Below are 21,146 nucleotides of genomic sequence, written 5' to 3'. Positions count from 1 at the left end.
CCCGATAGCAGCTACCGAGCAGCATCAAACCTGTAGGCCGACCACAAGATTGGCAAGCCTTACTTAACAGGATGGGTGTTGCTCCCGATAGAGGGCGTACCAGCAGATTGGCCAAATCCCCCGCGGCAATGTAGCCACGCGAGCTTAGTGCGGGCGCAAACATTCAGCCACAGTTCGAGTTAGCGAGATCTTTACGCCGAAAACGACCGGCCCGACGGCCGGCGGGACCGTCCCTATCGGTCATCATGGTGACGCTATTCACACTGATTTGAGGAACTCCCGGCACCGATAACAACCGGATCTCGACACCGATTGGACGTTCGAGGGCACAGTGAAGTTCATGAACCTCATAAAGAAGAAGTCCTGGAGTGAGCTGTCACCCGCGCAACGCCGCGTCGTCGCCGTGCTCGCAACGATTCAGTCCCTGTTGGCGATCGCCGCGTGGACAGACCTGGCGCGACGCCCTGCCAATACGGTCAACGGCAGCAAGAAGAAGTGGGCGGCGATCATCTTCGTCAACTTCTTCGGGCCACTCACCTACTTCCGCCGAGGCCGGATTCAGTCGAAGTAGTCCCAGAACTGCAGCCACTTCACCGACGCAAAGAGCGTCAGAGTCACTGCGTACACCGCAATTACCGCTGCGCCACCGCGCCAGTTGGTGCGGGGAACGGCGCCGTCGACCGGGTCGAGCCAGTGGCGGAACCACCTGGTGACCGTCGGCATCAGGAACCACGTCATGGCGCCGACGCTGACTATCTGGCTCAACCACATCGACAGCCACGGCGGCGCTCCGATCCCGTCGAGCAGCGGCCCGAGAAACCTCGACAGCGTCATCACCGTCGGATAGAGGACGAGCAGGATGATCATCGCCGTCTTCCAATTCGGCGTCGCGCGAGTCTGCCCGTTCTCCGTGCGCAGAATGGTGCCGAACGGTGTCGACCGCGTGGTCTCGGTGAAGTCCTCGGCCAACTCGGCCCGCAGTTTCGGTAGTGCTGCGGCCCTCTCGGGCGACGCCATCCACACCGCCAACTGCTGCTCTGTCCGAAACCGAAGGACGGACTTCCACTGGGTGGAGTCGGTGACCGACCGCAACAACATCACCGACTCGTAGCCGGAGAATCGCGAACTGAGATCGATGAGGTGTCGTTGCGTTCGCAGAAACTCGTTCTCCTTACCCACGACGACGGCGTGGTCGTACACACCGATACCGGGCGGCGGCAGCACGCCGTCGATCAGAACGAGATCACTCGTCTGCGCCAGAATTCCCGTTGCAGCAGCTGATCTTTCGAGATCGCGGCGATCAGTCGACTCCAGCCAACGATGAAGATCGTCGGCACTGTCGAAAGTGACGGACACGCCGTGCGACACCGGTTCCGGTTGATCACTGATGCCACAGCACAGGTAGCCGTCGAATCGACCGGCGGTCTCGGCCGCACGCTCGACCCACGCCCGGAATCCCGAACTCGTTCGGTGGTACCCGGTGATGGCAGTTGCGGACACGTCAGCCCGATATCCGGCGCCCTTGCACGTACACGTGCGCAATCGCGGGCTCGCGCATCGCCATCAGGAGCCCGAAGAGCGTCTGGTCGCGGGCGAGTATCGGATCATCCGAACGCGTTCCGTAGTTGACGAGCCCGGCGAGCGGCGGCCACCCGGACGGATCGATCACCAGGAAGTCGGCCTCTTTGCCCTCGTCGAAGTTGCCGATCCGGTTCTCCATGTCCAGCGCGCGAGCACCGGCGAGTGTTCCGGTGAACAGCAGTTCGGCAGGGTGCATCGACACTCCGTCGTCGCCGGCTTCGGAGATGTGAACCTTGAAGGCGTCGCCGAGGACTCGGGTGAGCAGGCACTCGTCGCCGCCACCGAAGTCCGATCCGATCGCGATGTTGACCCCTGACGCAACGGTTCGTTTCCACGGCATGGTGCCGGAGCCGAGAAACTGCTGGGAAGTAGGGCAATGTGCGATCGAGGTTCCGGTCTCGGCCATTCGTGCGAGTTCGGAGTCCTGGCAGTGCACCGAGTGCGCGAGTATCGCGCGTGGACCCAGGAAGCTCTTTCCGCCGACCTGTGAGCCGGGGAGGAACTTGCCGTCGTACGTGTCGAGATAGGTCTCGACCTCGTACTCGGCGAGTGTGGTCGCCACCTCGCCGGTTCCGGGCCGATTGTTCTCGTTGAGATGACTGTGGAAGTAGACGCCCCGGTCACGGACGGAGTCGTACAACTCCCCCAAGTCCTTCAGCGTCCGTGTTGTCACCGCGAGAGAGAAGCGGGGAACCACTGCGACGTGAATGAGCGCAGTGTTCACGTCGCCGGTGTCGGCCGCGTGCCACTTGTCGATCTCCTCGCGGGTGAGTCTGATCGCGTCCTCTTCCGAGGTGATCAGTGCAGCGGCGGAGGCCGGGCCGGTGGTCTGAATCCCGCGTCCGCTGACCACTCGAAGGCCGCGTTCCAGAGTTTCCGAGAACAGGGCGTCCTGCGCGTGCGGGAAGGCCGATCCGAACACCATCGCGGCCGTGGTTCCCGTGGCGATTCGGCGAGCGCAGAAGGCCTCGGCAGCGTGCTGGGCGAATTCCGGATCAGCGAATCTCGATTCGGAGGGAAAGACGCACAGGTCGAGCCACTCGAGGAGTTGGCCGCCGCCGTAGGCGTCGCCGGCGTAGGTCTGCGGGAAATGAATGTGTGCATCGACGAATCCGGGCAGCAGGAAACCCGGTCGGTGGTCGTGAATTTCGCCGCCCGCGAGGTCTCCGGGGAGCGATTCGAATTCTCCGCAGTAGACGATCGTTCCGGCATCGTCGATCGCCAAGACGCCGTCGGGGATCGAGACGAGCGACTGCGCCGCATCCTCTACCGTCGGACGACCGGAGATGTGGAAGACATGGCCTCGATGAAGGTGCGTCACTTACTGAGCAAAGCACAAAACTACCCGGCGCCGCGCGGCGAATGCTGTCCTTTTTGTCAGATATTGGGATCAAGCAAGAGTTGCATGCCAAACAAGAGCCGCAGCCAGCGCACCTGCACCGTTCAACGACCAATGCAGAGCAATCGGCGCAATGAGGCTGCCGCTGCGATGACGAAGCCAGGTGAATACGAGACCGGCCGCAGCGGTGGCGAGAACAGCTCCGAGGATGCCGGCGACCTGGCCGACGACTCCGGTACCGAGAAAGCCGGACAGCCCTTCGTTACCACTGGTCAAACCCATCGACGACGCGATGTGCCACAGTCCGAACATCAGAGAACCGGCAGCGGCGACGCCGCGGAATCCACTGACCCGGTTCAACGTGCCGTGCAGGACGCCACGGAAAGCCAACTCTTCGGGAATGACGGTCTGCAGCGGGATCACGATCATCGACGCGATGATCGCGCCGGAAATTGTGGCGTAGCGATCCGCCATGAAGAAGGGGCGTGTGAGCGGAAGCAACGCGCCGACGGCGACAACGGTCAGGACCAGGCCGACGGCGGCAAGGGCGTACTTCGAACCCCGTCGGAGATCGCGAGGGGACAGCCCCAATTCCGCCCAACCCATTCCCCGGCGCTTGGTGAGCGCCAACAGGACGAGAGCAGAGATGGGTACCGTCGCGATGCTTGCCCAGGCGGTGGTGAAATGCGCGATCAGATTGGTTCCCACCAGCACCACGATCACAACAGCGATATCCACGTATGCATGCATCCGCGGAAAACGAGGAGCGGTCGCTTCGATCTCCACTGGGCCGCCGCTCGTTAGCTGAAAGTTCACTTTGTCCAGTGTACCGGCGCACGAGAACTGCCCGCCACTGTTTGCGAACACGCTCACAGTGACGGGCAGGTCCCGAAACAGCTCTGATCAGGCGCCGAGCGTGCTCGCAAACTTCGGAACGGCGTTGTCGATCGCGTAGGTCAACCCCGGTACCGAGCCACTCGAGAACGCATTGACGAGTGCCGGGTCATCGAGGATCAACAGATGTCCCTCCTGGGCCGACGGGATTGCGCGCAGCAGCGGATCGTTCGCAAACGCACTGCTGTCGAGGAAGATCGGAAACAGAACCGTGAGATCCGCGTCGAACAGGTTCAGGTTCTCGTTGGCGACCGGGATGTAGAAGTTTCCGGTGGCTTTTTCGGTGATCGCCGTCGGGATCGTGAAGCCGAGGCGGGTCATGAAGTCTGCGCGTGCGTCGCCGGGTACGTACGCGCCGTAACCGTCGGTACTGTAGGCGCCGACGGCCGCTGTCTTACCCGCAAAACTCGGATTGGCGGCAATTGCAGCGTCGAACTTGGCGTCGAGGCCGGACAGTAGCGCCTTTCCTTCTGCTTCCTTGCCGAGAGCCTTCGCGACGAGTTCGGTCTGCTGCTCGACCGTCGTCCCGTACGCAGTGGACAGACCCGGCGGCGGCCCGACCGTCGGCGCGATGGCGCTGAGCTTGTCGTAGGTGGCCTGCGTGTTGTCGCTTCTCGTCCACAGAATCAGGTCCGGGTCGAGAGCAATGACGTCCTCGATGCTCAGGTCCATGGTTCCGAGGATCTTCGGGTCCGTGGTGAACTCGTCCGCAATCCAGGGTCCGACGCCCTTGCCACCGAACGCCATCCAGTCCGCGACGCCCACTGGTTGAGTGCCCAGAGCGAGTGCCGTCTCGGCGTCCGACCAACCAAGCGCGACGACGCGCTCCGGGTTGGCCGGGACCTCGACGTCACCGAACATGGTCGAGACGGTTGCTCCCGCCTCCGCGGGTGCGTCAGCGCTGTCGCTGCTGCAGCCGGCAAGTCCGGCGACGGCGAGCGAGGCTGCCAAGGCGGTGACTGCAATCTTCATTCGAGAGACTTTGATTCGCATGGTTACCAGCACTCCTCCAACGCTCAGCGAGAATTAGGGAAGGCTAGCATCAGCTAACGAAGGCTGTCGCCCATCGGCCAGATCGTGTTCAGGACGCGTCTGCGGCCCGTTCGAGCTCCGCGATGTCGATCTTCTTCATCTTCATCATCGCGTCCGTGGCGCGTTGCGCCTTGGCCCGATCCGGATCCTTCATCAGTTCGAGAAGACGATTCGGGACTACCTGCCAGGACAATCCGAACTTGTCCTTGGCCCATCCGCACGGGCCCTCTTCCCCACCCTCGGTCAGCCTGGACCAGTAGTGATCGACCTCAGCCTGATCGACGCACGGAATCTCGAAAGACACTGCTTCCGAGAACGTGAACATCGGCCCGCCGTTCAATCCGGTGAATCGCTGACCGCCGAGCTCGAAGCTGACGGTCATCACCGATCCCGCAGGCATTCCGGAAGGCGATCCCTCGACGTACCGTTCGATTCCCAGGATCTGCCCGGAACCGAACACCGAGATGTAGAAGTTCGCTGCTTCTTCTGCTTGGTTGTCGAACCACAAACAGGGAGTGATGGAAGGCATGTTCTGTCCTTGTCGACGAGGTTACGAATCAGGTGTACAGGGTTATAGACCCGGCCCGAAGCGGAAACTCATCGCAAGGAATTACTCAAGCGGACAACGCAGAGTCGAGCATCGGCCAGGAGCGAACGAGTTCGTCGCGCCAGTACGGCCAACCGTGCGTCCCCACCGGTTGAGCGCTGCGGGTGACATCAACTCCGCGATCGCGCAACACCTGCGTGATCTGGTCGGTGCACAGGTTCGATCCCAGTTCCATGACCCCGCCAACGACCAATACCCGGCCCAGGGCAGGAGTATCGAGAGTTTCGTGCGGACCTGGTAGTCCCGATCCCGAGGCGAGATACACCTTGGTGCCGCGCAGCTTGTCGGCATTGGCGAAGATGTCGTGCTCTTGCCAAGCCTCACTGCCGGCCGGACCCCACATCTGCTCCGAACGGGCATTTCCGTTGATCACCACAAGATCGGTCAACGCCTTGCCGAATCCCCCGACAGTTGTGTAGCAGCCGCTGTAGCCGGCGACCGCGTCGTACAACCCGGCTGAGCGCTGGGCCAGGATCAGCGCGGCTTCTGCGCCCATCGAAATCCCGCCGATTGCGTTGTGCCCGTTGGTGGCGAACCTCGTGTCGATCAGTGGGGGAAGCTCTTTCGTCAGGAACGTCTCCCACTTCAGACGACCGAATTTCGGGTGGTCTTCCTGCCAATCGGTGTACATGGTGCCGGTTCCACCGATGGGGAGTACGACGTTCACGTTTCTGTCGGCAAAGAACGGGACGATATCGCCGTTAGCCGGAGCCAGCCAGTTGTTCTCTTCGATCTGCCCGGAATTGCCGTCCAGGAGATACAGCGTCCCGCGCGGTTCCGAGCGGTCGGCAGGAAGCAGCACTTTCACCTGCATGGTGCGCCCCATGGCGGGACTCGCGACGTCGAGAAGAACCAAGCGCGAAGACAGTTCGGTGACACTCGTTATCTTCGGGGTCTCGTCGGCGAGCACGGTCGAGGGCAACGCAAGTAGTGAAATCAAGGCGAGCGCGCCGACGAGAACGACGCTTCGAAGGCTTGCTCGATGGGGCCTCACACGCCGAGCGACGCGGCGATCATCGGCCACGAGTCGTGTAAGTCGTCTTCCCAGTATCCCCATGAATGCGTTCCTGCCGGCTTGAAGTTGTAGCGAATGTTGTTCATACCCAATGCGTTCGTCCTGTCCGCAAGCTGGGTGGTGCAGTAGTGAGTTGCCGCCTCGATTCCGCCACCGAGAACAAGCTGCAACGCCAAATCTGTGACGTCGTTGTCGATCCGCGGATCGGCAAGTGTGTCGTACGGACCCGGAATTCCGGTTGCGGTTGTGATGTACATCGGGATCCGAGGTAGCTTGTCCGCGTTGACAACCGGATCGTGAGCCGGCCAACCCGGACCATCGTACGGACCCCACATGTTTTCCGCGTCACCCCCACCGACGGCGACCACGAGTTTCACGAAGTCCTGCCCGATGCCCGGACTCGTCATCGCGCACCCGCTGAAGGACCCGACACTGTTGTACAGCGCGGGCGCCGCCATAGCCAGATCCAGTACCGACGTGCCTGCCATCGACAGGCCTGCCAGTGCGTTCTCGCCGGTCGTCCCGAACGTCGAATCAATGACTGGCGGTAGTTCTTCCGTCAGGAACGTGGTCCACATGTTGACCCCGTTGTTGTTGCCGGATTTCGCGAGGCCGGGGTCCGGCCGCTCCCAATCGGTGTAATAGCTGAATGCCCCACTGAGAGGGGTGACCACGTTGACATGCTTGTCCGCGAAGAACTTCGGTGCGTCGGTCCGCACCGACCACGTCGCGTCGTCTTTTCCTCCGTCTACTCCGTTGAGTAGGTAGAGCGTCGGAGCAGGCGTCGAAGTATCAGCCGGCCGCAAGACCTGCAACGGAATGTCGCGCCCCATCGACTGTGAGTACACCGAGATGTCGACCAGCCTGCTGTCCGCCGACTGAGCGTGACCCGGTGCGGTGAGGAGCTGGAGCCCACACACTGCCGTGGCCAACGCCACGAAGACACGGAAAACCGTTCGTAACGCACGAGTCTCGATCATCCGGGTCACTCTCTTCCGCAGCGGAACCTTTCGAACGGTACCGCCTGAAACAGGCAAACCCGACGTGATCGGAAATACTCGATCCGGTCGACACGGAAAGGCTCACGCACCGAGTGCGTGAGCCTTTCTCGTCAGACGACGCTTACTTGGGCGTAACCGTGCCGCCGCTGAGCGTGGTCAGTGCGTCGACGAGACGCTGACCGAGGTTGTTGACGCTTCCGATGGCTTCACCGAGAGATCCCATGAGTTTCCTCCTGCAGTTTGTCGAAATTGAAGTAACTACACCCGGAGCGGGCGTGGCAATGTCGCGCTGAATTAGGGGGTGGGGTCCTTGGAGATGGTCTCTACCGATCCCATGAAGGTCTTGAGCAGACCGTCAGCGCTGAACAGTGATCCCAGGCCCTGAACAACAGCGCCGAGAATTCCTTCCATTGAACCCATGTGAATCTCCTTGAGAGGTCAGAGGTCAGCTGCCAAAAGCACCCGACAGTGCTGTGACAGCTGCGTCACATCTGTAATGTATCCGTGACGTGGGTAACAGTAATCATACGAACGACCAGTTGGCAAAGGATTCCGACAATGGGGTCATTATTTCGACTAATAAGGTCTGCTACTGAAAAAATTCCGGCCAATCGGTCGAATTTGACCAATTCTGTCGCCGCATTGATCAACCGCCCCAAATCCTGCGGTTACCCACCAGTAAACTGAAATCATGTCTAGCGCAACCTCACTCACGCAGGTAGCTAATTTCCGGTGGCACCGCCATCAACTCGACCGCGCGGTTGTCGGTGACGCCGATCACAGCGATTGCAGCATTCTCGATCTCGGGATTCAGAACACCGGACCTGACGGAGCCGCCTGGGCCCTGCGGATCCGCGGCGTCCGCGTCGACGCCACTGAGCTCGCTCTTGCCTGGACGTTGCGCGGAGCCCCCCACTATTACCGTCGGGGCGACCTGCCTGCCGTCGCCGCCGCCACGTCGCCGTTCAGCGAAGCCGATGCAGCCAAGCGCATTTACGACGCGAATCGGCCCCTGAAGGCCGCCGGCATCCCGACGCTGACTGCCCTGCAAACAGTTGCTGCTGCGATGCGGGACATCGTCTCGAAACCAACCGTCAAGGGCGAGATGTCCGCGCAATTGACCACGCGGGTCACCGAGCCCTATCTGAGATTCTGCCGCCCGTGCAATGCCACTCATCTGTACGAGATGCCGTTCCGGCTCGCGGCACTCCAGGCAGGCCTCGAGCTACAGCCGGACACATCTCCCCCAGTGCTCGAACGCATTCCGGGTTGGCGCCGACGCCCATTCAGCGCCACGGGCGCAGACGCAGATTCCCGCTTCGACGTGATCCGGGGTTATCTGCGGTTCTACGGCCCCGCGACTCCTGCTCACGTCGCGTCGTTTCTCGATGCTCCGGTCAGGGACGTCAAAGCCCACTGGCCAGTCGATGCCGAGGAGATCGAGGTGAACGGCGAGAAGCGGTGGATTCTCGAACAGGACCGCGAAGACTTGTTCGGCTCCCCCAGCGATTCGAGTACGCGCTTGCTCGGGCCTTTCGATCCGTATGTACAGCTCAAGGATCGGGAGACCCTGGTTCCCGATCCGACCGCCCAGAAGACGGTGTGGCCGACCCTCGGGCGACCGGGCACGGTGGTGGTCGGTGGCACGATCACCGGATTGTGGCGACCACGAGCATCCGGAAAGAAGCTGAAGGTCGCGATCACCCCGTGGGGAACGTGGTCACGATCGGCCCGCGCAGCAGTGGCCGAGCAGGCCGAAATACTTGCCGAATTTCGCGGCGTCGAGCTCTCCGAACTGGTCGAAGTATCTTGATCGAGCCAGTGGCATCCGGATAATTCCAGCTCACACCCGCCCCGATTCGGAGAAGGAAACCCCCAACGATAACCTGAATGCGACCTTCGCACGCACCCTTGTTCAGGAGAGATGATGGCCGACTTCCTCTATGAGGACCTGTTGCCGATCGGTGATGACACCACCGAGTACCGATTGCTCACCACCGAAGGGGTGTCGACAGTCGAGGGACCGGACGGCCGCACCTTCCTGCAGGTCGAGCCGGAAGCGATGCGCTTGCTGACTGAAACGGCGCTGCACGACATCTCTCATTACCTGCGCACGGATCACCTGACGCAACTCGCGAGCATCCTCGACGATCCCGAAGCGTCGAACAACGACAAGTTCGTCGCGCTCGATCTGCTCAAGAACGCCAATATCGCCGCTGCCGGCGTTCTGCCGATGTGCCAGGACACCGGAACCGCCATCGTCATGGGCAAGCGTGGACAGCATGTGCTCACCCCCGGCGACGACGAGAAGTCCATTGCCCGCGGTGTCTACGACGCCTACACGCGTCTGAACCTGCGCTACTCGCAGAACGCCCCCATCACGATGTGGGACGAGAAGAACACTGGCAACAACTTGCCCGCGCAGATCGAGCTGTACGCCGATACTGCTGCCGGACATGAGAACTCGTACAAGTTCCTCTTCATGGCCAAGGGCGGCGGAAGCGCCAACAAGTCCTACCTGTACCAGGAAACCAAAGCGATCCTGAACCCCGACTCGATGATGCAGTTCCTCGAGGCGAAGATCCGCTCACTCGGCACCGCGGCCTGCCCGCCGTACCACCTCGCGATCGTCGTCGGCGGTACCTCGGCCGAGTTCGCGATGAAGACGGCCAAGTACGCGTCCGCGCACTACCTCGACGAATTGCCCACCGAAGGCGCCATCACGGGCCGCGGCTTCCGCGATCACGAACTCGAGAAGAAGGTCTTCGAGCTCACGCAGAAGATCGGCATCGGCGCACAGTTCGGCGGTAAGTACTTCTGCCACGACGTCCGCGTCGTCCGACTCCCCCGCCACGGCGCTTCGTTGCCCGTCGCCATTGCGGTGTCCTGCTCGGCAGATCGACAGGCGAAGGCCAAGATCACCCCGGAGGGCGTGTTCCTGGAACAGCTCGAATTCAACCCGGGCCGTTTCCTGCCCGAGGTCACGGACGCTCAGCTCGACGAAGAGACGGATGGCATTTCGGGTACCGGCAAGGGCGCTGCGGTCAAGATCGATCTGACCAAGCCGATGTCGGAGATCCTGGCCGAGCTCTCCAAGCACCCGGTGAAGACTCGTCTCTCCTTGACCGGTCCGCTCGTCGTGGCACGCGACATCGCGCACGCCAAGATCAAGGAACGCCTCGACGCAGGCGAAGAGATGCCGCAGTATCTCAAGGATCACCCGGTGTACTACGCCGGCCCCGCCAAGACGCCCGACGGCATGGCGTCCGGCTCGTTCGGCCCGACCACGGCCGGCCGTATGGACTCGTACGTCGAGCAGTTCCAGGCCGCCGGTGGCTCGATGATCATGCTGGCCAAGGGAAACCGCTCCAAGCAGGTCACCGACGCCTGCAACTCGCACGGCGGTTTCTACCTCGGGTCGATCGGTGGACCGGCCGCTCGCCTGGCGCTCGACTGCATCAAGAAGGTCGACATCCTCGAGTACGCCGAACTGGGAATGGAAGCCGTCTGGAAGATCGACGTCGAGGACTTCCCCGCCTTCATCGTCGTCGACGACAAGGGCAACGACTTCTTTGCGCACACCGGTGAAGTGACCCTGACGATCGGCAAGCGTCCGGGTCTGTAGACACGTCAACAGCAAAGAGCCCCGGCGAGTTTCGATCGCCGGGGCTCTTTTGTGTCTTTGTCAGGTCCAGAGCGCGGCCACGAATACGGTCACGATCGACAACCCGCCGACGACGTGCACCAGATTCGGATTGGGCTGGTCCTTCTTCTGCTTCGCCCGGGTGATCTCGGCAAGCGCCACGATGACCAGCGAAAGCACCAACTTCACAGCGATTTTCGCGTGAATGTAGTTCTTGTCCAGGGCGCCTTCGCCCAACCCGACGATGATCAGGCCGGACACGAACTGCATCCTGGCACCCCACACCATGACCTCGGTGATCGAAGGAGCCTTGAGGACGGTGAAGTAGCTACCGACCAGGGCAGCCATGCCGAGTAGGTGAATCACTACAAAGACGTTGTATAGAACAGACATACAAGCACTTTAACTTGTACCTTGTTCTGGCCGAACGGAACTGCGACTTCTCTCAGAGAATTCCGGCTTCGGATGCGGCGGAACGATATTTCGCTGCCAAGGTGTCCACCGTCTCGTGTGCGTTGAGACCACTGGGATTGGGCACGATCCACAGTTTTGCCCCCTCGAAATCACGGTCCTGACGCCCGGCCTTCGCCTTCTTGTCACCGAAAGCTGTTCGATAGGCGGTGATCCCGGCGAAGGCAACGACTACTGGATTGGTTGCGCGCACGATGTTTCGGACCCGAACTCCGCCAGTTGCGAGTTCCTCCGACGTCAATTCATCGGCGCGCGCAGTTGCCCGCACCGCCAAATTGGTGATGCCCACTCCCCGATCGATCAGATGCTGTGTGTCAGCGTCCGACATACCCGCGGAAGGATCGATCGCATGCTCGATGATGCCTGCCCGCAGCAGTGCCGGATAGAACCGATTACCCGGTCTGGCGAAATGCGCGCCGGTCGCCGCCGTCCACAGTCCCGGATTGATACCGACGAACAACAGCCGGCAATCCGGCCCGATCAGATCCTCGATCTCGGCGTCTCTGAACGATTCCAGTTCGGCGCGCGTGAATCCCATGCAGCCAGTACATCAGGCCGTCACGACAGCGCTTCGCGCACCTCGTCGATCGCGTCGTGCATCATCTGCTCGTACACATCGATGTCCGGAATCGAGGCCGGACTGCTGGTGATGCTGATAGTCACAGTGTCCCCGATCCCGTGTACGCCGTGGGTCAACGACATGACCGGCGACAAACTCGGGAAGCCCGCTGTGAACCGAACGACGCCGCCTCCGAGCACCAGATCCGCGTCACCGCGCGCGACACTCGACACCACGGTGTTTCCAGTGACCTCGTCGGGTACTGCCGTGAAATCGTATTGCTGCACGCCCCAACGGACCAGCGGGCCGGGAACCGCGTTCAGCGCGAGATCCGACGCTGCGCTGGATGGATGGGACGCACGTGCGCGACGCTCGTCCATCGACTCCCTGATCAATTGGGCTCGCTCACGAAGATCATCGACTTCCGGGAACAGCCCGACACCTGCATTGCGGAAGTGATTGCGCGCCGTGGGTGTACCTGCCTTGGCGATGGTCACCTCAGCTCCCAATTCGGGCGGTACCGAGCCGTCTCGCTCGGTGAGGTAGTTCGCCATCGCTACCGAGATGGCTGTCATCGCTCCGACTGTGACGGATACGCCGTCGCCACGGAAATCGGCGCTGTCCCGCACGACCATGCGCACCAGTCGGTGCGGTCCGGGAGGGATGTTCGAGCGCACCTTCGGACGGCTCGCCGCCTGCGGCGCAACAACTCCCGATTCGGTGTCCGCCTGCAGCTGTAACTGCGCGCGGTGCCCCGCCCGGCCGTCGCGGAACAGCGAAACAAGTTGGCCCGGAAGGCGCAGGGCGGCGCGGCCCAGAATCTCGGCTGATCCGCTACGCCGCACGTCCGTCTTCTGCTTCGCGGGCGGTTGCGGCGAGAACAGCTGGCGAGCAATCGCTGACGCGCGTTTGCCGTCCGCCAGAGAATGAGCGACCTGCAGAACTGCGATCAGCGCCGGGCCACTGCAGCGCGGCACGCCGGTGACGCCGTGAAACAGGTGCAGCGTCCACGGGGACTCGCGCGGGTCGACGTGGTTCTCGAGTAGTTTCTCGATTCCGTGAATGCACGAGAGCCACGAGTTTTCGGGCAGCTCATGCACTCTCACCAAGGAGGCGTCGACCGGCATGGGCTCCCACACCGGATAGTCGAGGTGCCACGGCGATTCACGAATCCGAACATTGAGATCCGGAATGAGCGACGCTCTTTCCACCACCGAGCGTCGTAGCTCGTCCATGTGCTGGCTCTGCCCGTCGAAACAGTAGAGCAGCAGCTGATCGTTCGGGATCTTCTCCGAAATCCAGAAGGTTTGGGCATCGGTGGGCGTCATCCGTAACACCGGGAGACGGTACCACCGGCTTGTCAGCTCTTTTCTGCAGCAGCTTTCAGCTGGGACAGGCCCTTCTCGAAATCCTTTCCGACAAGCTTGTCCATGCTGAAGATGAAACCGAAAATCTTGAAGAACAGATTCTTCTTTCCGGTCATCTTCCACGTCACCTGAACTTCACCGGAATTCGGCGAGATGAGAAACGTGGTGACGTTCTGCGCCTTGAACGGCTTGAGGAAGGCCAGGTCCAAAACTACTCGTTCATTCGGGACGGATTCGGTGATCACCATCGAACCGGAGCCCGCCTTCTTGTTTCCCGCCCAGGCGTACGAAGCCCCGACGCCCGCGTCAGGCCCCGCGTACGTACGCTGCATCGCCGGGTCGAGACCTTCCCACGGCGACCACTGAGTCCACTGATGGAAATCGTTGATCAACGCGAAGACGACCGGTGCTTCTGCCTTGACGATCGTCGTACGTTCTACCAGGAATTCGTTGGAATTCTGCGAAGCCATCGTCGATCTCCAATTCTCGGGCGTGACAAGTGTTCGGAATTATCCACGGTCGACGAGATCGGAGCGAGTCGACACTCAGTCCCGCAGGCACAGGCAGAAATAGTGACCGACCGGGTCGCGGTACACGCGGAAAGTCTGATGCTCCGGAATGTCGGTCACCCGCTGCGCTCCAAGGTTCGTCACCCAAGCCTCGGCGGGGTCGAGAGAATCCACGAACAGATCCAGATGGATCCCGACACCGGAGGTCGGCCAGTCCACCGGAACAAAATCCGGAGCGAGCTGAAATGCGAGCCGCCCCCCGCCGGGCCCTTCGATCACGTGCCAATCATCCTCGTCGCGAACACTTTTCCACTCGAGGACCTGGACGTAGAAGTTGGCCAATGCAGCCGGATCCGGGCAGTCCAGGACTGTGTAGTCCATGCCGATGTTCGGGCGCGTCACTGTGCCTTCTTCTCCTGAACTTTCTTACGCACGAACAACAACGGAAGAACCAACGTCGCAACGGCGGTTACAAGCCACACGACGACGGTTCCCAGAATCCACGTCGAGACACCGGAGATCGACAGATTGGAGAAGAGCGACGCCACCAACAGCGCGACAAATGTCGACACCAATCCGATTCCGCCGAGAAATGCCGGTGCATGGCGCTTTGCCACCGTGGCGATGAACGGCGCCAGGACCGACTGCGCAATCGCAAAGATCACGACCGCAACGATGAATCCGGATGTGGGCGCCGAGAAGCCCGAAAGAATCAACGACGCAACTAGAAGCCCGACAGCGGCAGAACCCAGGAAGATCGCGGCGCGAATCAGGAAGCTGATCATTTGTTGATCCTATATGTCGGATATCAAGGAGAACAGATATTCACAATCCCAGAGATTCCTGCACCTCTCGCAATGTCCGGGCAGAAGATCGGAGCCCCGAAGCCTCCTTTTCCGATAGCGGCACTTCGAGGACTCGGCCGGCACCAGCACGACCAACCATCGTGGGAAGGGACAGGCAAACGTGCTCGAGTCCGTGGACGCCGCTCTGCAAAGTCGACACCGGCAGAACCCGTTGTTCGTCCCGCAACACGACTTCCGCGATGAATGCGCTCGACAATCCGATGGCGAGGTTGGTCGCACCCTTACCCTCGATGATCTCGTAAGCACTCTCGACTACAGACTTCGCTACTTTCGCGCGTAGGTCGGGGCCGAGGACGCCACCCGACGGTCCCACGAACGAGGTTGCCGGCACTCCGCCGATGGTTGCGCTCGACCAGAGCGGAATCTCGGAATCCCCGTGCTCGCCCACGATGAAGGCATGAACGTTCTCCACCGCGACTCCGAGTTCGGTAGCCAGCAGGAATCGCAATCGGGCCGTGTCCAGCACGGTCCCAGATCCGAAAATTCGGCCGCGGTACGACGGTCCCGCGGCCTGGATCGCTGCGTAGGTCGCCACGTCGACCGGGTTGGTGACGAAGAGTAAGGACCGCGTCCGGTGACACCGCCAACAGTTGTTCGGTCAGTGTCTGCGCGATCTTGACGTTCACCGCGGCAAGTTCGAGCCGCGACTGACCGGGATGCTGTTTGGCGCCCGCGGTGACGACGACCAAGTCGGATCCCGCGGTGACCGAGATGTCATCGCCTCCGTCGACAGTGCACGGCGGTGTGAACTGAGTGCCGTGGTTGAGATCGAGAACTTCGGCCCGGACCTTTGCGCTGTTGGTGTCGTAGAGGGCGAGCGCGTCGGCCGATCCGCGTATCAGGCACGCATACGCAATTGCGGTGCCGACGCTTCCCGCACCGACAACGGACACTTTTCGTCTGGATGAACGATTCGGCGTCGTCATGGGTAAATGGTGCTCGCTCGATAACGATTTCGCAGTACAACGGATTGCCAGTCTCTTCTCAGGGTTTGGATGCAGACCTCTCAGAATCGACGTGGATGATCGCTGACATGGCTGAGGTAACCGTTCTTGCAGTTGGCGGCACCGGCGAATCCCACGTCGGCGACCACGGCGCCCGTGTGCGCGGACTCCTCAGTGCCGTCACAGACGAACTCGACAGTCGATTCGATTCTCGCTGGGTCGCTTATCCCGCATCGTACGGTCCGGTCGCCGACGGTGGCCTGAGCTTTCGGCACAGCACCGCGATGGGTGTGAAGGCCCTCACCGCCGAAATCGCACAGACAGACGGCCCGGTCATGCTGATCGGATACTCACAGGGATGCACCGTGATCCGCTCGGCTCTTCCGACGCTGAACCGCGCCAACATCATCGGAGTCGGACTGATCTCCGATCCTCAACAACCGGCAGGCGTGATCGAAGGTTGTGAGGGACACGGAGTTGCCGGCGACGGACCCGAGATCCAGCCGTGGATTCCGGTCAAGTGGATCGGGCACCCGCAGGACATGATCTGTAATGCCAGCGACGACAGCTACATTCGCGACATCGCAGACTTGACGCGCTGGATGTCCTTCTCGCAGGCACGCGTGTGGGCAGGAAAGGTCTGGGAACTACTTCGTAGCAATGCTTTCCAGAATGCGCAGAAGACTCGTTTCAGTCCGAAACAGTGGCGTACCGATCTACGACGTATTCGCACCGCGTTCCTCGAAGTACTTGGTTATCTGCCGACGAAGTTGAACCTGAACCGCTTTCAGCTGAAGAACCCTCGCGGCGGTAGACACATCAGCTACGCGATCGAACCTCTCGACGCCAGTGGACTGACCGGGTGTGAGCTTCTGGCGTCGTGGATGAAGGTCCAAGCGAGCGGCGTCGAGCAGCGCATTCACGCGGCCTGACCTTTACCGTTAGTTTACCTAACGAACCCCGGTGAGCCATTCGACACCTCTACGTTCCTTTCATGCAACTGAGCAGAATATTGTCGTGCGCCGCCGTGACCGTCGCACTCCCCCTCGCCGCGCTGGCGACCCCGGCCTCGGCATCGCCAACCGGCAGTCTCGACTGGCCCGGTTCGTTCGGTAGTTCAGCACCCCAGCCGGTTTCGACGTTCGACGTCCAAGCCCACCGCGGCGGGCTCGGCCTGTACACGGAGAGCAGCCTGGCCGCGTTCTCCAATGCTCTCGAAATGGGCGTCAGCACACTGGAACTCGATACCCAGATCACCGAGGACGGGATCGCTGTCGTCACGCACGATCGTAAGATCTCGAACAAGAAATGCCTCGACACCGAGCCCGCAACTGCGGGTGACCCGGAGTTCCCGTACGTCGGCAAATTCGTCAACACGCTGAGCCTGCAGCAGATCAAGACCATGGACTGCGGCACTCTCCCCCTTGCCGGATACCCTGAACAGCAGAATGTTCCGGGAGCGAAAATGCAGACGCTCGAAGAAGTGCTTGCCCTGGTGAAGTCGTACAACGCACCCGGAATCAAGCTCAACATCGAGACCAAGGTGGAAGCGGGAGCGCCTCACGAGACCGCCCCGCGTGAGCAGTTCGTCTCTGTAGTCCTCGATACGATCCGGGCAGCCGGATTGTTGGACAGCGTCACCATTCAGAGCTTCGACTGGGGCTCGCTCATGCTCACCCGTCAACTCGCGCCGAGTGTCCCCGTCGTTGCGCTCACAAACGGCGACTTTCTCCAGGTAGGCAAGGACGGAGCGTCACCGTGGCTCGGCGGTCTGGACATCGATGATTTCGGTGGCGACGGCATCGCGGCGGTAGCAACCTTTGGTGCCTCCGCCTACTCCCCCGTCCAAGGAACTCCGCAGGGCGGAAAGGTCGGGGATCCCGGTTTCACCCTCTATCCGACAGCCGACATGATCGCGAGCGCACATGCGCGTGGCATGAAGGTCATCCCGTGGACCGTCGATGATCCCGCCACCATGCACGCCCTGATCGACCTCGGTGTCGACGGGATCATCACCGACTACCCCGATCGTCTCCGAGCCGTTCTGGCCGAGCGAGGCATGCCACTACCTGCACCTGCGGTCAAGAAGTAGCCTCCACCGCGCACCGAAGCAGGTACCTGAACAGGTACTACGGCCGATGTCCCCGGGGTCCCGTCGGCCGCATCCTGGACAGGTACTTGCTCGGGTGATCGGAGGTGAATTCTGATGATGTCTTTGAAGGATCAACTGGACAACTGCGAATACCTACTTGCCGACGCGGAAATGGCCGGCGACTGGAATGCTGTCCGGCGATTCAGGGAATACCGGCTCAGGCTCGTTCGACAACTGTGCAGGCAAAGGGCCGCCGGCCTCTGCGCCTAGAGGCCCGACCTCAACCGTATCTGAGCTGGTCCCTCTGGGCGGTTACGATCCGCCGTCGCCCGAGTCACAGTCGGGTGCTCTCACCAATTGAGCTACAGAAGGTATGGCCCGCAGTGCTTTTCGACTGCGATCTTTCTCTGCCGAACCATACGGGCCCGCATCTCTTCCGCGCTACTGATTTTCGAGTAGACGATCTACACCGACCACCGCTGTGAGTTCGGTTTCCGCGTCCCCGCGGGGACGTCCCCGTCGAGGCCACACCGAATCACCGCTGACCAGTAGTCGATGGGATGATGACCTGCGTGTCCATGTCCCCACCGCTGCCCGTCAAGAACGGGGTTGGCCCGACGCGCCTACGCATCCCGCTCTCGGGGCCGTGGGCGACGATCGCCGAGTACGTCGTAGCCAAGTTCGACCATCTGGACGCCGAGAACCTGTATCGGCGGTTCGACGACGGCGAGTTCGTAGATACCGACGGCCACTCGATCTGCCTGAACACAGAACTCATCGCGCACCGATTCGTCTGGTACTACCGTGAGTTGCCGGCGGAGGACCCGGTGCCGTTCCACGAGGAGATCCTGCACACCGACGACGATCTCGTCGTCATCGACAAGCCACATTTTCTCCCGACCACCCCCAGCGGGCGATACCTGCGCGAGTCGGCACTAGTCCGACTGCGCGTCCGCCTCGACAACCCAGATCTGACTCCGATCCATAGACTCGACCGCGGCACCGCAGGCGTGGTGATGTTCTCGGCCCGCCCCGCGACGCGCGGCGCGTATCAGTCACTGTTCGAGAAGCGTCAGGTCACGAAGGTCTACGAGGCGGTGTCGGCGCGACCCACCCGGCGGGGCCAGGATTCACCAGCGCTCGACGTCCCTCTCGTTTACCGCAACCACATCGAAGCTCGACGCGGCGAGTTGCGAGTCGTCGTCGACGACAGCCGTGAACCCAACTCCGAGACCATGATCGAGGCACGAGGGACGGGCGTGAGCGCCTCCGGACGTGCTGTGCTGCACACGGTTCTACGTCCGCGCTCCGGACGGATGCACCAGTTGCGGGTGCATCTGGCGGCTCTCGGCGCCGGGATCCTGGGCGACCGGCGATACCCCGACCTGCTTCCCGACGCCCCGGACGATCATTCTCTCCCACTCCAATTGCTCGCGAGGGAACTCGAATTCACCGACCCGCTGTCGGGGAAAGCGCGGCGGTTCGTCACCCGTCGGACGCTCAGCGAGATGCCCGTGGGGTGACGACCAGAAGCCGCGGATTTAGACGTTGAAGCGGAACTCCACCACATCGCCGTCGGCCATGACGTATTCCTTGCCCTCCATGCGGACCTTGCCGGCAGCCTTGGCTGCGGCCATGGAACCCGCCTCGACGAGATCGTCGAAGGACACGATTTCAGCCTTGATGAAGCCACGCTCGAAGTCGGTGTGAATGACGCCGGCAGCCTGGGGAGCGGTGTCACCCTTGTGGATCGTCCAGGCGCGAGCTTCCTTCGGACCAGCCGTCAGGTAGGTCTGCAGCCCGAGAGTGTGGAAGCCGGTGCGAGCGAGAGCGTGCAGGCCCGGCTCGGTCTGACCGATCGAGTCGAGCATTTCCTGGCGATCTTCCTCGTCCAGCTCGAGCAGTTCCTGCTCGACCTTCGCATCGAGGAACACGGCATCGGCCGGAGCGACGGAAGCGCGCAGTTCCGCGACCTTCGCCTCGTCGGTGAGCACCGACTCGTCAGCGTTGAAGACGTAGAGGAAAGGCTTGGTGGTGAGCAGGCTCAGCTCACGCAGCAACGAGAAGTCGAGCTTGTCCTTGACGCTGAAAAGCGTCGTGCCCTCGTTGAGGAATGCCTGAGCCTTGAGTGCCTCGTCGTGGGCCGGCTTGAACTCCTTGTTCTTGCGAGCTTCCTTGTCCAGACGCGGGAGAGCCTTCTCGAGAGTCTGCATGTCGGCGATCACGAGTTCGGTCTCGATGACCTCGATGTCCGAGGCCGGGTCGACCTTGCCGTCGACGTGGATGACGTCGTCGTCGGCGAAGACGCGAACTACCTGGCAGATGGCGTCCGCTTCACGGATGTTGGCCAGGAACTTGTTACCCAGGCCTGCGCCCTCGGACGCTCCCTTGACGATGCCGGCAATGTCGACGAACGACACGGTCGCGGGGAGGATGCGCTCGGAGCCGAAGATCTCGGCGAGCTTCTGCAGCCGCGGATCGGGCAGCTCGACCAGACCGACGTTGGGTTCGATGGTCGCGAACGGGTAGTTCGCTGCCAACACGTCGTTGTTGGTCAGTGCATTGAAAAGGGTGGACTTGCCGACGTTGGGCAGTCCGACGATTCCGAGGGTAAGGCTCACGGTCTGTGGATTCTACGGCCTCGCGGCGACGTGACGGGTACTCGCCCCACCGTCACGTCGCGGCAGGTGATCAGTTGTAGGTATACGAATCGACGGACGACACGATCGCAACCAGGAAGATCACGTAGAACGCGATGAACAGCACCCAGCAGATGACGGCTATCAGGAGCGAAATCTGCCCGAGCTTCTTCACCCGCTCGGACGCGTACTGCGCGCCCTGGTGATCGCCCATCGCCCACTTCGGGTAGATGTCGTGGAGATGGTTGAACGCGGCGAACGCGATAGGCCAGAAGAAGATGATCGACGCGACGGCCCATCCCGCGTTGGACTTCGGCGGACCGTACTGAGGCGCCGCGTACGTGGGAGCAGCGCTGTACTGCTGGGCTGCGCTGTACTGCTGACCGGTCGGATACTGCTGTCCGGCTGAGTACTGCGGGTCGGTTGGGTACTGCTGACCCGTCGGATATTCCTGGCCTGCTGAATATTGCTGACCGGCTGAATACTGCTGGCCTGCCGGATACTGCTGCTCCTTCGGATACTGTTGCTCCTTCGGGTCCTGCGGGTCGGTCGGATATTGCGGTTCGGTCATCATTCCCCCAAAGAGT

Annotated in this window: 22 protein-coding genes, 1 tRNA gene and 1 pseudogene; 6 read left to right on the top strand and 18 right to left on the bottom strand. The window is 61.6% G+C overall.

Features of this window, described 5'->3' with window-relative positions; genetic code table 11:
• Positions 1 to 340 precede the first annotated feature (340 nt).
• Complete coding sequence (locus tag ABH939_RS05690; RefSeq protein ID WP_030536232.1) at positions 341 to 571, top strand: PLDc N-terminal domain-containing protein; 231 nt, start codon at positions 341 to 343, stop codon at positions 569 to 571.
• Here ABH939_RS05690 and ABH939_RS05685 read toward each other — a convergent pair.
• The 8 genes from ABH939_RS05685 to ABH939_RS05650 all read right to left on the bottom strand — a co-directional run bounded on the left by ABH939_RS05685 (position 559) and on the right by ABH939_RS05650 (position 7,889).
• On the bottom strand, positions 559 to 1,500 hold the full coding sequence (locus ABH939_RS05685) for an antibiotic biosynthesis monooxygenase (RefSeq protein WP_404649439.1): 942 nt from the start codon (positions 1,498 to 1,500) through the stop codon (positions 559 to 561). The genes ABH939_RS05690 and ABH939_RS05685 overlap by 13 nt on opposite strands.
• Position 1,501: 1 nt before the next feature.
• Positions 1,502 to 2,902 (bottom strand): amidohydrolase family protein, encoded by a 1,401-nt coding sequence (locus tag ABH939_RS05680; RefSeq protein ID WP_003945240.1) that lies wholly within the window; start codon positions 2,900 to 2,902, stop codon positions 1,502 to 1,504.
• A gap of 69 nt (positions 2,903 to 2,971) precedes the next feature.
• Complete coding sequence (locus tag ABH939_RS05675; RefSeq protein WP_020908494.1) at positions 2,972 to 3,670, bottom strand: CPBP family intramembrane glutamic endopeptidase; 699 nt, start codon at positions 3,668 to 3,670, stop codon at positions 2,972 to 2,974.
• A 153-nt stretch (positions 3,671 to 3,823) separates the two neighbouring features.
• Entirely contained in the window at positions 3,824 to 4,786 is a 963-nt protein-coding gene (locus ABH939_RS05670) for an iron-siderophore ABC transporter substrate-binding protein (protein ID WP_232329890.1), read from the bottom strand.
• Between the two features lie 109 nt (positions 4,787 to 4,895).
• A complete protein-coding gene (locus ABH939_RS05665) occupies positions 4,896 to 5,375 on the bottom strand; it encodes a VOC family protein (protein WP_007726307.1) in 480 nt (159 codons plus the stop codon).
• 85 nt (positions 5,376 to 5,460) lie between these two features.
• A complete protein-coding gene (locus ABH939_RS05660; RefSeq protein WP_333823904.1) occupies positions 5,461 to 6,447 on the bottom strand; it encodes an alpha/beta hydrolase family protein in 987 nt (328 codons plus the stop codon).
• Positions 6,444 to 7,448: an alpha/beta hydrolase gene (locus ABH939_RS05655; RefSeq protein WP_404649437.1), complete on the bottom strand. Its 1,005-nt coding sequence runs from the start codon at positions 7,446 to 7,448 to the stop codon at positions 6,444 to 6,446. The genes ABH939_RS05660 and ABH939_RS05655 overlap by 4 nt, the downstream gene beginning before the upstream one ends.
• 315 nt (positions 7,449 to 7,763) lie before the next feature.
• A complete protein-coding gene (locus ABH939_RS05650) occupies positions 7,764 to 7,889 on the bottom strand; it encodes a hypothetical protein (protein ID WP_019744544.1) in 126 nt (41 codons plus the stop codon).
• 271 nt (positions 7,890 to 8,160) lie between these two features.
• Here ABH939_RS05650 and ABH939_RS05645 point away from each other — a divergent pair, with 271 nt between their 5' ends.
• Positions 8,161 to 9,282, top strand: a complete 1,122-nt coding sequence (locus tag ABH939_RS05645) for a winged helix DNA-binding domain-containing protein (RefSeq protein ID WP_404649436.1) — start codon at positions 8,161 to 8,163, stop codon at positions 9,280 to 9,282.
• Positions 9,283 to 9,396: 114 nt separating this feature from the next.
• Positions 9,397 to 11,094, top strand: coding sequence for a fumarate hydratase (locus ABH939_RS05640; protein ID WP_007726313.1), 1,698 nt, complete (start codon positions 9,397 to 9,399; stop codon positions 11,092 to 11,094).
• Between the two features lie 60 nt (positions 11,095 to 11,154).
• Here the strand turns inward: ABH939_RS05640 and ABH939_RS05635 are convergent, their stop codons facing one another.
• The 7 genes and pseudogenes from ABH939_RS05635 to ABH939_RS05605 form a co-directional block, all read right to left on the bottom strand.
• Entirely contained in the window at positions 11,155 to 11,505 is a 351-nt protein-coding gene (locus ABH939_RS05635; RefSeq protein WP_058226011.1) for a hypothetical protein, read from the bottom strand.
• 52 nt (positions 11,506 to 11,557) lie between these two features.
• Positions 11,558 to 12,121, bottom strand: a complete 564-nt coding sequence (locus ABH939_RS05630; RefSeq protein WP_003945221.1) for a mismatch-specific DNA-glycosylase — start codon at positions 12,119 to 12,121, stop codon at positions 11,558 to 11,560.
• Positions 12,122 to 12,141: 20 nt separating this feature from the next.
• Entirely contained in the window at positions 12,142 to 13,470 is a 1,329-nt protein-coding gene (locus ABH939_RS05625; protein WP_030536239.1) for a WS/DGAT domain-containing protein, read from the bottom strand.
• Between the two features lie 32 nt (positions 13,471 to 13,502).
• On the bottom strand, positions 13,503 to 13,979 hold the full coding sequence (locus ABH939_RS05620) for an SRPBCC family protein (RefSeq protein ID WP_007726321.1): 477 nt from the start codon (positions 13,977 to 13,979) through the stop codon (positions 13,503 to 13,505).
• Between the two features lie 75 nt (positions 13,980 to 14,054).
• The gene (locus ABH939_RS05615; RefSeq protein WP_269612920.1) at positions 14,055 to 14,420 is read right to left on the bottom strand and encodes a VOC family protein; all 366 of its coding nucleotides are present in this window, start codon (positions 14,418 to 14,420) and stop codon (positions 14,055 to 14,057) included.
• Positions 14,417 to 14,803, bottom strand: a complete 387-nt coding sequence (locus ABH939_RS05610) for a phage holin family protein (RefSeq protein WP_003945275.1) — start codon at positions 14,801 to 14,803, stop codon at positions 14,417 to 14,419. The genes ABH939_RS05615 and ABH939_RS05610 overlap by 4 nt, the downstream gene beginning before the upstream one ends.
• Before the next feature lie 40 nt (positions 14,804 to 14,843).
• Positions 14,844 to 15,810 (bottom strand): annotated as a pseudogene (locus tag ABH939_RS05605) (L-lactate dehydrogenase).
• Between the two features lie 107 nt (positions 15,811 to 15,917).
• Here ABH939_RS05605 and ABH939_RS05600 point away from each other — a divergent pair.
• The gene (locus ABH939_RS05600; RefSeq protein ID WP_404649435.1) at positions 15,918 to 16,760 is read left to right on the top strand and encodes a PE-PPE domain-containing protein; all 843 of its coding nucleotides are present in this window, start codon (positions 15,918 to 15,920) and stop codon (positions 16,758 to 16,760) included.
• A 62-nt stretch (positions 16,761 to 16,822) separates the two neighbouring features.
• Positions 16,823 to 17,920: a glycerophosphodiester phosphodiesterase family protein gene (locus ABH939_RS05595; RefSeq protein WP_404649434.1), complete on the top strand. Its 1,098-nt coding sequence runs from the start codon at positions 16,823 to 16,825 to the stop codon at positions 17,918 to 17,920.
• A gap of 296 nt (positions 17,921 to 18,216) precedes the next feature.
• Here ABH939_RS05595 and ABH939_RS05590 read toward each other — a convergent pair.
• A tRNA-His gene (locus tag ABH939_RS05590) sits at positions 18,217 to 18,292 on the bottom strand.
• Between the two features lie 188 nt (positions 18,293 to 18,480).
• Between ABH939_RS05590 and ABH939_RS05585 the strand changes: the two genes are divergently transcribed.
• On the top strand, positions 18,481 to 19,443 hold the full coding sequence (locus ABH939_RS05585; protein WP_404649433.1) for a pseudouridine synthase: 963 nt from the start codon (positions 18,481 to 18,483) through the stop codon (positions 19,441 to 19,443).
• A gap of 18 nt (positions 19,444 to 19,461) precedes the next feature.
• Here ABH939_RS05585 and ychF read toward each other — a convergent pair whose 3' ends face one another.
• Both ychF and ABH939_RS05575 read right to left on the bottom strand, forming a co-directional pair.
• Positions 19,462 to 20,541: a redox-regulated ATPase YchF gene (gene ychF / locus ABH939_RS05580; protein WP_404649432.1), complete on the bottom strand. Its 1,080-nt coding sequence runs from the start codon at positions 20,539 to 20,541 to the stop codon at positions 19,462 to 19,464.
• A gap of 70 nt (positions 20,542 to 20,611) precedes the next feature.
• Complete coding sequence (locus tag ABH939_RS05575) at positions 20,612 to 21,130, bottom strand: CD225/dispanin family protein (RefSeq protein ID WP_371683539.1); 519 nt, start codon at positions 21,128 to 21,130, stop codon at positions 20,612 to 20,614.
• Positions 21,131 to 21,146: the final 16 nt, after the last annotated feature.

This window comes from Rhodococcus sp. 27YEA6 (assembly GCF_044908235.1).
Classification (GTDB): Bacteria; Actinomycetota; Actinomycetes; order Mycobacteriales; family Mycobacteriaceae; genus Rhodococcus_F; species Rhodococcus_F qingshengii.
The sequence above is the reverse complement of the archived record's forward strand: the minus strand, read 5'-3'. Positions and strand labels throughout refer to the sequence as shown.

Coding starts and splice junctions, on each gene's coding strand:
- ABH939_RS05690 (WP_030536232.1), top strand. CDS start 341: ATGAACCTCATAAAGAAGAAGTCCTGGAGTGAGCTGTCACCCGCGCAA.
- ABH939_RS05675 (WP_020908494.1), bottom strand. CDS start 3,670: ATGCATGCATACGTGGATATCGCTGTTGTGATCGTGGTGCTGGTGGGA.
- ABH939_RS05670 (WP_232329890.1), bottom strand. CDS start 4,786: ATGAAGATTGCAGTCACCGCCTTGGCAGCCTCGCTCGCCGTCGCCGGA.
- ABH939_RS05665 (WP_007726307.1), bottom strand. CDS start 5,375: ATGCCTTCCATCACTCCCTGTTTGTGGTTCGACAACCAAGCAGAAGAA.
- ABH939_RS05655 (WP_404649437.1), bottom strand. CDS start 7,448: ATGATCGAGACTCGTGCGTTACGAACGGTTTTCCGTGTCTTCGTGGCG.
- ABH939_RS05650 (WP_019744544.1), bottom strand. CDS start 7,889: ATGGGTTCAATGGAAGGAATTCTCGGCGCTGTTGTTCAGGGCCTGGGA.
- ABH939_RS05645 (WP_404649436.1), top strand. CDS start 8,161: ATGTCTAGCGCAACCTCACTCACGCAGGTAGCTAATTTCCGGTGGCAC.
- ABH939_RS05640 (WP_007726313.1), top strand. CDS start 9,397: ATGGCCGACTTCCTCTATGAGGACCTGTTGCCGATCGGTGATGACACC.
- ABH939_RS05635 (WP_058226011.1), bottom strand. CDS start 11,505: ATGTCTGTTCTATACAACGTCTTTGTAGTGATTCACCTACTCGGCATG.
- ABH939_RS05630 (WP_003945221.1), bottom strand. CDS start 12,121: ATGGGATTCACGCGCGCCGAACTGGAATCGTTCAGAGACGCCGAGATC.
- ABH939_RS05625 (WP_030536239.1), bottom strand. CDS start 13,470: ATGACGCCCACCGATGCCCAAACCTTCTGGATTTCGGAGAAGATCCCG.
- ABH939_RS05620 (WP_007726321.1), bottom strand. CDS start 13,979: ATGGCTTCGCAGAATTCCAACGAATTCCTGGTAGAACGTACGACGATC.
- ABH939_RS05610 (WP_003945275.1), bottom strand. CDS start 14,803: ATGATCAGCTTCCTGATTCGCGCCGCGATCTTCCTGGGTTCTGCCGCT.
- ABH939_RS05600 (WP_404649435.1), top strand. CDS start 15,918: ATGGCTGAGGTAACCGTTCTTGCAGTTGGCGGCACCGGCGAATCCCAC.
- ABH939_RS05595 (WP_404649434.1), top strand. CDS start 16,823: ATGCAACTGAGCAGAATATTGTCGTGCGCCGCCGTGACCGTCGCACTC.
- ABH939_RS05585 (WP_404649433.1), top strand. CDS start 18,481: ATGATGACCTGCGTGTCCATGTCCCCACCGCTGCCCGTCAAGAACGGG.
- ABH939_RS05575 (WP_371683539.1), bottom strand. CDS start 21,130: ATGACCGAACCGCAATATCCGACCGACCCGCAGGACCCGAAGGAGCAA.